This is a genomic window from Paenibacillus sabinae T27, assembly GCF_000612505.1.
Taxonomy (GTDB): Bacteria; Bacillota; Bacilli; order Paenibacillales; family Paenibacillaceae; genus Paenibacillus_AQ; species Paenibacillus_AQ sabinae.
In genome coordinates, this window is record NZ_CP004078.1 from 2,470,887 (window position 1) to 2,483,241 (window position 12,355).

Annotated in this window: 13 protein-coding genes; 9 read left to right on the forward strand and 4 right to left on the reverse strand. The window is 52.8% G+C overall.

Translation table 11 applies throughout. The annotated features are described in order from the left end of the window. The first annotated feature begins 10 nt into the window (after positions 1-10). Together recG and PSAB_RS11320 are read left to right on the forward strand one after the other, a co-directional pair. Positions 11-2,062, forward strand: coding sequence for an ATP-dependent DNA helicase RecG (recG, locus tag PSAB_RS11315; RefSeq protein WP_025334693.1), 2,052 nt, complete (start codon positions 11-13; stop codon positions 2,060-2,062). Between the two features lie 74 nt (positions 2,063-2,136). Continuing rightward, entirely contained in the window at positions 2,137-2,424 is a 288-nt protein-coding gene (locus tag PSAB_RS11320) for a stage VI sporulation protein F (RefSeq protein WP_025334694.1), read from the forward strand. Positions 2,425-2,634: 210 nt separating this feature from the next. On the opposite strand, the gene PSAB_RS11325 is transcribed toward PSAB_RS11320, so the two are convergent. Genes PSAB_RS11325 through PSAB_RS25775 form a run of 3 tightly spaced genes read right to left on the reverse strand, consistent with a single transcriptional unit; the run spans position 2,635 to position 4,821 of the window. Beyond that, positions 2,635-3,885, reverse strand: a complete 1,251-nt coding sequence (locus tag PSAB_RS11325; RefSeq protein ID WP_025334695.1) for a cation:proton antiporter — start codon at positions 3,883-3,885, stop codon at positions 2,635-2,637. Positions 3,886-3,888: 3 nt separating this feature from the next. Then, positions 3,889-4,383, reverse strand: a complete 495-nt coding sequence (locus tag PSAB_RS11330) for a cation:proton antiporter regulatory subunit (RefSeq protein ID WP_025334696.1) — start codon at positions 4,381-4,383, stop codon at positions 3,889-3,891. Positions 4,384-4,443: 60 nt separating this feature from the next. After that, complete coding sequence (locus PSAB_RS25775; RefSeq protein WP_025334697.1) at positions 4,444-4,821, reverse strand: hypothetical protein; 378 nt, start codon at positions 4,819-4,821, stop codon at positions 4,444-4,446. Positions 4,822-4,933: 112 nt separating this feature from the next. On the opposite strand from PSAB_RS25775, the gene PSAB_RS11340 reads away from it, so the two are divergent. Further along, positions 4,934-5,374 (forward strand): DUF2500 domain-containing protein, encoded by a 441-nt coding sequence (locus PSAB_RS11340; RefSeq protein ID WP_084266503.1) that lies wholly within the window; start codon positions 4,934-4,936, stop codon positions 5,372-5,374. 44 nt (positions 5,375-5,418) lie between these two features. On the opposite strand, the gene PSAB_RS11345 is transcribed toward PSAB_RS11340, so the two are convergent. After that, positions 5,419-6,339: a C40 family peptidase gene (locus PSAB_RS11345; RefSeq protein WP_025334699.1), complete on the reverse strand. Its 921-nt coding sequence runs from the start codon at positions 6,337-6,339 to the stop codon at positions 5,419-5,421. A gap of 326 nt (positions 6,340-6,665) precedes the next feature. On the opposite strand from PSAB_RS11345, the gene PSAB_RS11350 reads away from it, so the two are divergent. From PSAB_RS11350 to PSAB_RS11375, 6 genes are all read left to right on the forward strand, one after another. Continuing rightward, complete coding sequence (locus PSAB_RS11350; protein WP_025334700.1) at positions 6,666-7,724, forward strand: ABC transporter substrate-binding protein; 1,059 nt, start codon at positions 6,666-6,668, stop codon at positions 7,722-7,724. A 63-nt stretch (positions 7,725-7,787) separates the two neighbouring features. Continuing rightward, on the forward strand, positions 7,788-8,717 hold the full coding sequence (locus PSAB_RS11355; RefSeq protein ID WP_025334701.1) for an ABC transporter permease: 930 nt from the start codon (positions 7,788-7,790) through the stop codon (positions 8,715-8,717). Then, entirely contained in the window at positions 8,701-9,495 is a 795-nt protein-coding gene (locus PSAB_RS11360) for an ABC transporter ATP-binding protein (RefSeq protein WP_025334702.1), read from the forward strand. Before PSAB_RS11355 ends, PSAB_RS11360 begins: the two co-directional genes overlap by 17 nt. A gap of 330 nt (positions 9,496-9,825) precedes the next feature. Beyond that, positions 9,826-10,542, forward strand: a complete 717-nt coding sequence (locus tag PSAB_RS11365; RefSeq protein ID WP_025334703.1) for an MgtC/SapB family protein — start codon at positions 9,826-9,828, stop codon at positions 10,540-10,542. A 71-nt stretch (positions 10,543-10,613) separates the two neighbouring features. Next, on the forward strand, positions 10,614-11,609 hold the full coding sequence (locus PSAB_RS11370) for an aldose 1-epimerase (protein ID WP_025334704.1): 996 nt from the start codon (positions 10,614-10,616) through the stop codon (positions 11,607-11,609). Between the two features lie 71 nt (positions 11,610-11,680). Beyond that, complete coding sequence (locus PSAB_RS11375; RefSeq protein WP_025334705.1) at positions 11,681-12,349, forward strand: TraX family protein; 669 nt, start codon at positions 11,681-11,683, stop codon at positions 12,347-12,349. Positions 12,350-12,355: the final 6 nt, after the last annotated feature.

The window sequence follows — 12,355 nt, forward strand, 5'->3', positions numbered from 1 at the left end:
AGGGATGAATATGACTCTGTCTTTGGAAACAATCGAAATTAAGCAAATTGGTGGCGTGAGCGCTCAAAAGCAGGCTGAGCTTCACGCCCTTGGCATATTTACAGTGAAGGATTTGCTGGAGTATTATCCTTTCCGTTATGAGGATTACCGCCCGAAGTCGCTTAGCGAGGTGAAGCATGGGGACAAAGTGACCGTAGAGGCTAAAGTGATCGGTGTTCCGGTGCTGCAGCGCTTTGGAGGAAAGTCCCGCCTTAGCTGCAAAATGATCGCGGAGCCGTGGATGTTTACGGCGACCTGGTTTAACCGCCACTATGTACGCGATCAGTTGACCGCGGGACGCCGGATTGTTGTCAGCGGAAAATGGGATCAGAAACGGTCGCAAATAACGGTGACCGATTATGAATTTCCGGACCGGGGCGAAGGAAAGACCGGAACGCTGCAGCCGGTGTATTCCGTCACCGGGAAGATGACGCAAAGCTGGCTCCGCAAGACGATTTCCCAGGCACTGCTGCAGTTCGGGGATTTGATCCCTGAGATTCTGCCTCAGCCGATTATGCGCAAATATGAGTTCATGCCGCGCAAACGGGCAATCGCAACGATCCATCAGCCCGAGGATTCAAGGGAAGGGCAGCAGGGTCGCAGGCGGATGGTGTATGAAGAGCTGTTTCTCTTTCAGCTCAAGGTTCAAGCCTTTCGGACGCTGAACCGGGGGAGAATGGACGGCATGGTTCATACCGTGGACAATGCGACCGTGCGGCAGTTCGTTCGCAGTCTTCCTTTCGAGCTGACCAATGCCCAGAAGAAGGCGGAGCTTGAAATTCTGCATGATATGCGCTCTTCCTACTGCATGAACCGCCTGCTTCAAGGGGATGTGGGCTCCGGCAAAACGGCGCTTGCGGCGATCGCCCTGTTCGCGACGGTCCGCTCGGGCTTTCAGGGAGCGCTGATGGTGCCGACGGAGATTTTAGCCGAACAGCACAGCCGGTCTCTTCAGGCGATGTTCGAGCCTTTTGGCATTACAGTAGCGCTGCTGACAGGCAGTGTGAACGGGCGCAAGCGAAAGGATCTTCTGGCCTCGCTGCAAATGGGTCTCGTTGATATTGTCGTTGGAACCCATGCCTTGATTCAGGAAGATGTGTTCTTCAGGGAGCTCGGCCTTGTTGTAACCGATGAACAGCATCGCTTCGGTGTGAACCAGCGCAGCGTTCTGCGGCGTAAAGGCTATAACCCGGATGTGCTTACGATGACCGCGACACCGATTCCGCGGACGTTGGCGATTACCGTCTTCGGGGATATGGACGTTTCCACACTCTCCGAACGTCCAAAGGGCCGTATTCCGATTGCAACCCATTGGGTCAAGCCGGACAAGATGGATAAGGTGTTGAATCTGATCCGTCGTGAAGTCGGTTTAGGGCGTCAAGCGTACCTGATCTGTCCGCTCATCGAAGAATCGGACAAGCTGGACGTGCAGAATGCCATCGATTTGCACATTCAGTTAACGCAGGCTTTTCCCGATTACCGGGTGGGCTTGCTGCATGGCCGGATGACTCCCGGTGAGAAGGACGAGGTTATGCGCGCTTTTTACGAGAATGAGGTGCAGGTGCTCGTATCCACGACCGTTGTTGAGGTAGGCGTCGATGTGCCGAATGCCACGCTGATGATTATTATGGACGCCGACCGGTTCGGATTGTCCCAGCTCCATCAGCTGCGCGGACGCGTCGGGCGGGGAGAGCACGCTTCCTACTGCGTGCTGGTCGCCGATCCGAAATCGGAGGTCGGTCGCGAGCGGATGGCCGCGATGACCGAAACGGACGACGGATTCGAAGTCTCCCGGCGGGATCTCGAGCTTCGGGGACCGGGCGATTTCTTCGGCACGAAGCAGAGCGGGCTGCCGGAATTTCGCTTAGCGGATATGACCGGTGACTTTGCCATCCTGGAACAGGCCCGTGAAGATGCGGCCGAATTGCTCCGGGACGGCAGCTTCTGGACGTCCGCCGAATATGCCCCGCTGAGGAATTATCTTCAGAAGGAGCATATTTTTCAGGGGGATCTGATCGATTGAGTCAAATGAAGCCCCATACCGTCATATACTTAGAAGAACGTAAAAGATGGGTTATGACGGGAGGTGCGGCAAGCTTGAGTTATCAGCAATATGGAATCAGCCCGCAGCTGGTGGAGCGCATCAAGCTGAAGATGAAGAACCCGGCGGTCAAGGAACGGATCAAATCCCTGATTAACGGTGTAAGCAGACAACAGCTGCAGGACTCCGGTGTTGTGCGCCGACTGGTGCGCAGCGCTTCGGTTATTCTGGGGGAAAGACTCACCTCCGACCAGGAGGACAGCATAGTAAGATTTGTAATCGCCCAGAAAATCGATCCGAACAACACGTTTCATTTGATTCGGTTATGGGGAATGTTCCGCTAGCATAGGTCAGTTGGTCGTTACATGAGCAGTGGATGGACAGCGGCACAAAGAAAAAAGCGTTCCGGCCTAAAAGCCTGGAACGCTTTTTTAAGATATAAGAATGTATAAGCCGGTCGCTTATCATTTTGACTTATATTTCTTCGAGAAACGAACTTGCGTCTTAAAAAGGTGCCGTCAGGCGTTTCTTCTTGGATTAAAGAATGTCTAAGGCTATTGCTCGTCGGAGGCTGGAGTCGGCTTCTGCGCCCGCGCCTTCCGCTCCCTATGTCTGCTTTCCCATTTGAAAACCTTATCCAGCGCTTTGTAGATCGCCTTGGATTCTTTGGTCAGCAGCGGTCCAAGAATCGCCAGAATCAGCACATACATCGCTGCGAACGGCTGCAAAACGGCAAGCAATCCGCCAGCTTTACCGAGATTGGCCATAATGATAGAGAATTCGCCGCGCGATACGATGGTCAGGCCGATATTGGATGATGCGCGCGGGCTTAACCCGGCGCTCCGTCCGGCAAGCAGGCCAGCGGCGAAATTGCCCAGCAGTGTTACGGCCACTGCCGCCAGTGAATACCATAAGGCTTCTCCGCCAAGGGTGAGCGGATCGATCGTCAGGCCGAAGCTGAAGAAGAAGACGGCTCCGAAAAAATCGCGGAACGGAATGATCAGCTTCTCGATCCGTTTGGCATGCTCGGTCTCCGCCAGAACGAGTCCGACAAGCAGCGCTCCGATCGCTTCCGCCACATGAATGGTCTCGGAGAAGCCCGCCACCAGAAACAGAATGGCAAAAATCACAAGGCCAAACAGTTCGCCCGAGCGGATATTAAGCGCCTTGTTAAGCAGCGGGACCAGTTTGCGGCCGACAATAAGCAGACCCAGCATGTATACAAGAGCAATCAGCGCCGACAGCAGCACTCCGCCAAGCGAGGAGGAGCCGCTGAGCACCAGGCCGGAAAGAATCGAAATATAAACGGCCAAAAAGACGTCCTCGAACATGATGATGCCGAGTATCATTTCGGTCTCCGGATTGGCGGTTCGCTTCAGATCGACAAGAACCTTGGCGACGATGGCGCTGGAGGAAATGGTGGTAATGCCGGCGATCACCAGAATTTCTTCAAGCGGGAACCCGAGTCCCCAGCCTAGCAGCAGACCGAGGGAGAAGTTGATCAGAATGTAAATGGTTCCGCCAATAGCAATCGATTTCCCCGCTTTGACCAGCCTGCCCACCGAGAACTCCAGACCGAGATAGAACAGCAGGAACAGCACGCCGATCCGGCCCATAAATTCGATCAGAGCGGCGCTTTCGATAAACCGGAAATCCAGATGCCAAATATGAAATGCATGCGGTCCTACCGCCATTCCGATCAGAATATAAAAAGGAATAACGGAGAAGCGGAACTTCGCGGCAACCAAGCCGGACAGCGCCACAAGGGCAATAGCCAATCCGATTTCAAATACGATATGGTTCATCGATCAACCACATCCATTCCGCAAAATCTGCCTGAATTGTTTATGCTGCTCCCGCTCTCCTGCGGCAACGACAATGCTGTCCGACGTCAGTTTAAGCTCGGGACCGGGGCTGAGATGCTTGGTGTGGTTTTTTTCAATGACCGCAATAATGGTTACTCCGGAACGGGCGCGGATGTCGAGCTCGCCAATCGTGCGGCCGATACATTCATACCCCGGTTCGATCCGGTACCATTCGATAATCAGATCGTCCAGCGCCACCTCAATGGATTCCAGCGACCTTGGCTTGTAGGTTACACCGCCGATGATCGCCGATATATAACGGGCTTCGTCGTCGTCAAGCGTGACCATAGAAATGCTTTGGTCCGGATCGTCGTATTCGAAATGATACAGCTCACGCCGTCCGTCATCATGTACAATAATAGCGAGCTTGTCGCCGCTGCGTGTCTTTAATACAAATTTTTTCCCGATTCCGGGCAGATCGCATTCTCTGAAATTCATAATGATTACAGCCTCCAATGAGTAAAAATCGAATATTTGCCGTGTTCTATGCCTTTGTCTTCATCTTCCGGGAAAATAAACCACATAATTCGAGGTGTATTTAAGCGGATTCAGGAGCAGGCGTTTCAACAGATTATATATGATCGGATAAAATAACGCGGAACGCAAAGGTACAAGACCGGGATTCGAGCCGGTTTGAGAGTCCTGTTCAACAGGCAAAAGGGGCAATGTACCGGGAATATGCGGCTTCGGATGTTGGCGTGCGGAAGTCGCGGCAAAATGGTGAGCCTGCTTTTCGATGCCTTTTGCAGCATTATCCTGAGCCAACGGATTGTGCCGATCAACGGTATCGGATACCGGAAAAGCCAGCGCAAGGAGGAGCGTCAAAACGAGCCGAATTAGCCCGCTGCGCGCATTTCGATCAATATATAGAGACAATTGGGCACCTCCTTCGCCGATCTAGTGTTAAAATCATAACATAGCCTTCACCATGGAGCCAAATGGCAGCGCGCAAAAAGGTCGAATGAATCAATGGAACGGAGGAGCAATAATGAAACTTTGGAGCGGGCAATTTCCGTCAGAGCCGCCAAGCGGATTGGAATTGTTTTGGCAGGACACGCCGTCATTTTTTCGAATTTTTATCATTATTTTCGCAGTTGTCGCCGTCGGTATTCTCTCTGCAATTCTGTACAGCCTATTCAAAGGGATTAAGCAGTGGAGCGCTAATAATGCCAGTGAGTTGGTAACTGCTCCCTGCACCGTCGTCGCCAAGCGGTTCAAGGTCTATGGGGGCTCGGGCGACACAAGCGCCAGCACCAATTACTACGTAACTTATGAGCTTCAGAATGGCGCCCGGATTGAATTTGAAGTGCCTGACCAAAGTTACGGATTGATGGTGGAAGGAGACCGGGGAGAACTGACTTATCAAGGCACAAGATTCAAAGGCTTTAAAAGGGCTGGTGATCGGGCGGCAGGACACGCTGAGCGTTAGGACACGGGGGCTAAGACAGAGGTTAAAGTGGGAAAAAGCGCGCCCTACAGGACGCGCCGCATACGCAGAATGACGTTCTTCCAATATCCGCTGTCCAGCTTACTGATTTGTACGCCGGGAGCGCCCCAGGTATGGATGAATTCTCCGTCCCCGATATAAATGCCCACATGGCCGGGAATGGCGTCGTTTTCGAAGCGGCCGGGAACCGTGAAGAAAATAAGATCTCCGGGCTGAAGTTCATCCCGGCTGACAGATCTGCCGACATTGTCCTGATCTTTGGCGAGTCTCGGCAGGTCGACCCCAAACTTCTTAAAGACATGGCGGGTAAAGGAGGAGCAGTCGAATTTCTTCGATTCCTCATATGGCGCTGCTCCGAAGTCATAGGGAACACCCAGATATTTTTTGGCGTAGGAAATCAGTTCGTCGGCTTGATCCGATGATAAGCTTCGAATACGGATAAGCTTGCCCGGCGCGGTTGCACTCTGCTGACCGTCCTCATTTCCTTCTCTCGGCGTGTCAATGGAGATTTCGCCGTTTCCGGGGTTCCAGCTGACCTTCGATTGGACCAGTTTCGACAGCGAAGCCGGTGTAATATAGATTTTTCCGTCCCGCCGCATCGGCGCTTCCGGCAGCGTGCAGCTTTTGCCGAGGGAGAAAGCTTTTGGAGAGCCCGCACGGACTTTATACATGACGTCGCTGTACCCGATTTTAGCATATCCGCCGTCCGCAGGTTTCTCTTCCATACGATAGCCTAATGATTTTACCGCAGGTTCGAGGGGAATCCACGTTTTGCCCGCAGAGTCGGTAAAATGCAGCTTCTCGACATATCCTCCGGACTGAACGGACGGTTTGACAGTGTTGACGCGAGGCTGGCCGGCATTATTGGCCGCTCCGCAGGCCGAAGCCAGGACGGTGGCTGACAGCACAGAGCTTAAGAGCAGCAGCTTTTTTTGATTCGTTTCCATTTCACACGCTCCATATTCAAAAGTTGTAGACTCAGTATGCTCAGTGATCCTCCTTGTTATGTGTATCCTTACCAAAAGGAAATGGCTGTAAAGAAAGGAATTCAAATCTGCCGTTGAAAAAAGTCCAGTAAATTCTGGCCGGCGGTACTTGTTATTTTTCAGATTGACGGAAATAGAACATGACCTATAATATAGGTTCATAGAATGCTGGCATCGAGGCTCGTGTCGCTTGTAGTCGCTTTATTGCTTTTATTGTTGAAAGCGACGATGCTGCGGCGCGCGGTTCGATGCATGCGCTGAAACAATTAGGAGAAGAGGGGATTTAGATGAAGAAAAAGAAAATCTGGCTAGGGCTCAGTTTAAGTCTTATGCTTGCGGCTGCAGGATGCGGAAGCAGCAATAACTCGGCAGGAAACGGCGGGGCGGCTTCACCGGGCGGCACCGCGGGGGCGGGAAGCACGGACGCCAAAACTTACAAGATCGCGGTATCGCAGTATGTAGAGCATCCGTCGCTGGATGCGACGTACGACGGCATTATCGCCGCGCTGAAAGACGCGGGTATTGTCGAAGGACAGAATCTAACCGTTGACTTTGAGAACGCTCAGGCGGATCAGGCCAACAATTTGTCCATCGCTCAAAAAATCGCGTCCGAAGACAATGATCTGGTTATTGGAATCGCAACGCCGCCCGCTCAGGCGCTGGTGCAGGCGATCAAGAACGATACGCCGATCCTGTTCGCAGCTGTAACGGACCCGATTGACGCCAAAGTGGTATCCAATCTGGAACATCCGGGCGGAAATGTATCGGGGGCATCCGATACGAATCCGGAGGCGATTACCAAGCTGATGGACTTCATTGCCACTCAATTTCCTAAGGTGAAGAAGCTCGGACTTATTATCAATGAGGGCGAGCCGAACGCTGTCGTAATGGCGGCCAAGGCCAAGGCCGCGCTGGACAAGCATGGAATCGAGCTCGTCAAAGCGCCGATAACGAACACATCCGAAGTGAAGCAGGCTGCCGAGTCCCTGATTGGACGGGCGGATGCGCTGTACATCACTCTTGACAACTCGGTTGTCAGCGGTGTGGACTCGATTATCCAGGTAGCCAACGAGAACAAGCTGCCATTCTTCTCAAGCGACCGCGATACGGTTGAGAAAGGCGCTTTTGCCACAGTGGGCTTCAAATACTTCGATCACGGCTATCAAGTCGGACAGATGGCTGTGGATGTGCTGAAGAACGGCAAGAAAATCGGTGATCTACCGGTAACCGTTCAGCAGAAGCTGGATGTTATCCTGAACATGAAGGCCGCCGCCGCTCAAGGCATTGAAGTAACCGATGCTATGAAGAAAGAAGTGGCCGATCAAGCCAACGACATTATTCAATAAAGATTTGACCAGGGGCGGTCCTTAAGAGGCGCCCCTTGCCGTTTGAAGGGGAGGCAAGACATCATGTGGCAATCCATGTTAGGAGCGGTAGAGCTCGGTTTGCTTTACGCTTTTTTGGCTTTGGGAGTTTATGTAACGTTCCGGATTCTGGATTTTCCGGATTTGACTGTGGATGGAAGCTTTACGACTGGGGGCGCCATTGCCGCCGTTATGATTACTCACGGCTATTCGCCGTGGCTGGCTACGGCCGCAGCGCTTGCCGGCGGACTTATTGCCGGGCTGTGCACCGGGCTGCTCCATACTAAAGGGAAAATTAACGGGCTGTTGTCGGGGATTCTTATGATGATCGCACTTTATTCGATCAACCTGCGGATTTTGGGCAAGCCCAATGTTTCAATAATGGGGGAGACGACGCTATTATCTTCGATTGATCCTCTGTATGTCATGCCGGTCGTAGTGATCGCGGTCAAGCTGCTGATCGATTTGTTTTTTCGGACCGATATGGGCCTCGCGCTGCGGGCGACAGGGGACAATTCGCGGATGATCCGCAGCTTTGGGGTGAATACGGACACCACGACGATACTCGGCATCAGCCTGTCCAACGGGCTGGTGGCGCTATCCGGTGCGTTCATCACCCAATATCAGGCCAATGCCGATTCCTCGATGGGCATCGGAATGATCGTCATCGGTCTGGCTTCCGTCATTATCGGGGAAGCGATTTTCGGGTCCGGCAAAGTGTTTCGCGCAACCCTCGCGGTTGTGCTCGGCTCGATCGTGTACCGTATCGTTGTCGCCTTGGCACTTAGGGTCGAATGGCTTGACGCCTCCGATCTGAAATTGATTACGGCGATTATCGTCATCATCGCGCTTGTGTTTCCGTCTCTTCAGCGCTTCCTCAAGCACAAAAACAGCGCCCGCAAACGTACGGCCGAACTGGTCGAGCAGGCGCTGATAGACAAGAAAGGAGGCGCGGCGAATGTTAAAGCTCGATAACGTATCCAAGCTGTTCAACCCGGGAACGCCGGATGAGAAGATTGCGCTGCTCGGCATTGATCTGGAGCTTCAGCCCGGGGATTTCGTCACCATAATCGGCAGCAACGGGGCAGGTAAATCAACGCTGATGAATATCATTTCCGGCGTAATGAAGCCCGATCTCGGTGAGGTCCTCATCGAAGGAAGCCCGATTAGTCAACTTCCCGAGCACCGGCGCAGCCATTGGATCGGCCGGGTCTTTCAGGACCCGATGGCCGGCACATCGCCGCGTATGACGATTGAAGAGAATTTGGCGATGGCATACAAGCGCGGCAAGCGCAGAGGTCTGTCCATCGGAGTTTCGGCCGCAAAGCGTACCATGTTCCGCGGGGAGCTGGAGCGGCTTGGTATCGGCCTGGAGAACCGTCTGCGTGCCAAGGTAGGGCTATTGTCCGGCGGAGAAAGACAGGCGCTCAGTCTGCTCATGGCTACGTTCACGAAGCCGGAAATCCTGCTTCTGGATGAGCATACGGCTGCGCTCGATCCGGCAAGAGCGGAGCTGATTACCCGGTTGACTGAATCCATCGTTCGTGAAATGAAGCTGACTACCTTGATGGTAACCCATAACATGGAGCAGGCCATCCGGCTGGGCAATCGGCTTATTATGATGGACAAGGGCCAGATTATTCTGGATATCGACGAGAGCCGCAAGAAGGATCTAACGGTGGAGCGCCTACTTGGAGAGTTCGAGCGAATCAGCGGCCACAAGCTGGCCGATGACCGGATCGTGCTCGGCTAATCGCAATCCTCGTTATCGTCACAGCGAATACGATTTGAGGCTCGGCAGGATGTCCGAAACCGGACGGACTTGCCGGCCTTTTTTGCGGAAGGGTTGAACTGTGCCCCGATTCATTTTTTGCTGTGTGGGTATTAGTTAAGGAATTATTGCCTGGCGAAAATGGGAAGTCTCAGTGGAAAAGGTAGTGCATATAATATAAAGCGGGATGCTGCGCCGGAAAGTGCTATGTAAAGCTCCACGCGAGTGGGGCTTTTTGTTTTACAATATGATTACAAATTAGCAGTCTGTCATCATACATCTTATGTTTTGAAGGGAGTGAAAACAATGCACATGCATTTCGAAGCTATGATCAAGCTGCTTATAGCCATGCTGTTCGGGCTGTTCATCGGCATAGACCGCCAGTTGAAGCAGAAACCGCTGGGAATCCGGACCAGTATGGTTATCAGTATCGCCAGCTGCCTTGTGACGATCGTATCGATCCGGGCCTTTGACAAATTCTCTGGTCCCGAACATCCCAATATGGACCCGATGCGTCTTGCGGCACAAATCGTAAGCGGCATCGGTTTCCTGGGCGCGGGTGTTATCCTGCGAAGAGGCGGTGATGCTATCTCGGGCCTGACTTCGGCGGCGCTGATCTGGACGGCATCGGGCATCGGCATCGCGGTGGGAGCAGGATTCTATATTGAAGCCGCAATCGCCGTCGTGCTGCTTATTTTTGCGGTCAACGTGGTTCCATGGCTCATTCGGGCGATCGGTCCCCAGAAGCTGAACAATCAAGACGTATCCGTCAGGATTGTTATGGCGGATATGGAGGGCATGCCGGAAGTTATCCGGAAAATCGAGAACCGGACATGCCGGACCAAAGGTGAACGCAAACGAAAATTCCACGAACGCATTATCCGGCGGATGAAAATCAAGGACCTTGAGGACGGAAGACAAATGATTGATATGGTCCTGTCCGCTTCCCACCGCGATTTCGCAACGGAAATCTATTACGATCTTAAAGGGATTGAGAATATTACGAACGTCGAAGTGGAGCAGTTATAGTGCCGGGTTTCGATTTATGATACGCTATCCTGGTGAAAACAGTTACATTCAGAGGAGGCTTGGCCGAAACCATGGAGATCCTGGCATATGAAGGGCAATTTGAGGGTGAGGCGGCAGTATGGCTGAAGGCCGGACGTTACGAGGCGGCGGTGCTTCCGGAAACGGGCGGGAATTTGATAGCTTTTCGCGATACCAAGAACGGCTTCCGCTTCCTGCGTGAACCGGGAGAAGACGGAATCGAGACGTTTAAGCAAAGCCCCGGAGTATACGGCATTCCCGTGCTGTTCCCTCCGAACCGGTATGAGGACGGCAAATTTCCGTGGAACGGACAAGTCTATCAGCTGCCGGTGAACGAAGCGGCGACCGGGAATCATCTGCACGGTTTTTTGCATACGGTGGCCTGGCAGGTGGAGGAGTTCGGGAGTGGCAAGCATGAAAGCTATGTGACCGTCACCATTAAAGTGGACGAGAATCATCCATCCTATAAATATTATCCCTTTGAATATACTGTCAAGCTGCGATACGGCCTGTCGGAAGCGGGACTGTCCCAGCAGGTGCTGATCCATAACGACGGGAAGGCAGACATGCCCTGTCTGCTGGCCTTCCATACGGCCGTTAACGCTCCGTTTGCGCCTGAGAGCTCAGCAAGCGATTACCGGGTAAAAATAACGATCGGCAAGCGCTGGGAGCTAAATGAGCGGATGCTGCCGACAGGAAATTACCAGCCTCTCGGGCCAGAAGAGGTCAAACTCAGGGAGGAAGGGGTAAATCCGTTCTTCGCTCCTCTCGACAATCATTATACAGCCGTGCCGCAAAACGGAAGAAACCGGATGGAGCTTACCGATACAAAGCTTGGCGTGACGCTGGTCTACGATGCGGGCACTTCCTACAAGCAATGGATGGTTTGGAACAACGGAGCGACTGAAGGCTTTTTCTGCCCCGAGCCCCAGATCAACCTCGTAAATGCGCCGAATATGGACCTGCCGGGAGATGAAATCGGCTTGTTCAGCCTGAAGCCCGGCGAGTTCTGGGAAGAAACAGCAAGATTTTACGTAAAAGGATTATAGAAAACAACGTTAGAAAGCGGTTCGAGTGTCTGCTTGTACGGATATTCGGAAGATGAAACAGGAGGACCGACATGCAGCTCATTGCCATGCTCACGATGCTGATCGATCACATCGGGTATATCTTTTTTCCCCGGGATATGGAATGGAGGTATATCGGGAGGATTGCATTCCCTATTTATTGCTACGCGCTTGTTCAGGGGCATTTCCATACTTCTTCCAAGGCCCGTTATTTGCTGCGTCTGCTTGCCATTGCCCTGATTGCGCAAATTCCCTACAATCTGGCTCTCGACCCGGGAGGGCTTAATGTCGTCTTCACGCTGCTGCTATCCGAGCTCGTGCTGATTGCGCTGGACAAGCTTCCCAAGCCATGGCTAAGCATCGTGGTTGTCCTTCCGGCTTTGTGGATCATGGACGTTCTACCGCTTGACTACAATGCGTACGGGCTGCTGCTGGTGCTTATTTTCCGCTATCTCCGGTCCTACGGGCTTGTGATTGCTCATTTGGCGCTGAATACGGTCTATTTGTTTTATTACGGCTGGACCGTCCAAATGCTGAGTCTGCTGCCCACATTAGTGATCGCTTATGGACCTGAGTTGTGGGAGCGATTGAGGAAGCGTCAGGTTCCGAGATGGATCTGGTGGTCTTTTTACCCCGGGCATCTAGCGGTTCTTACCATTATTCGAATGTTACATTTCGGACATTTACCCGAGATTGAATGGTTAAGTCTAGTCTCTCTGTGAAGCGTA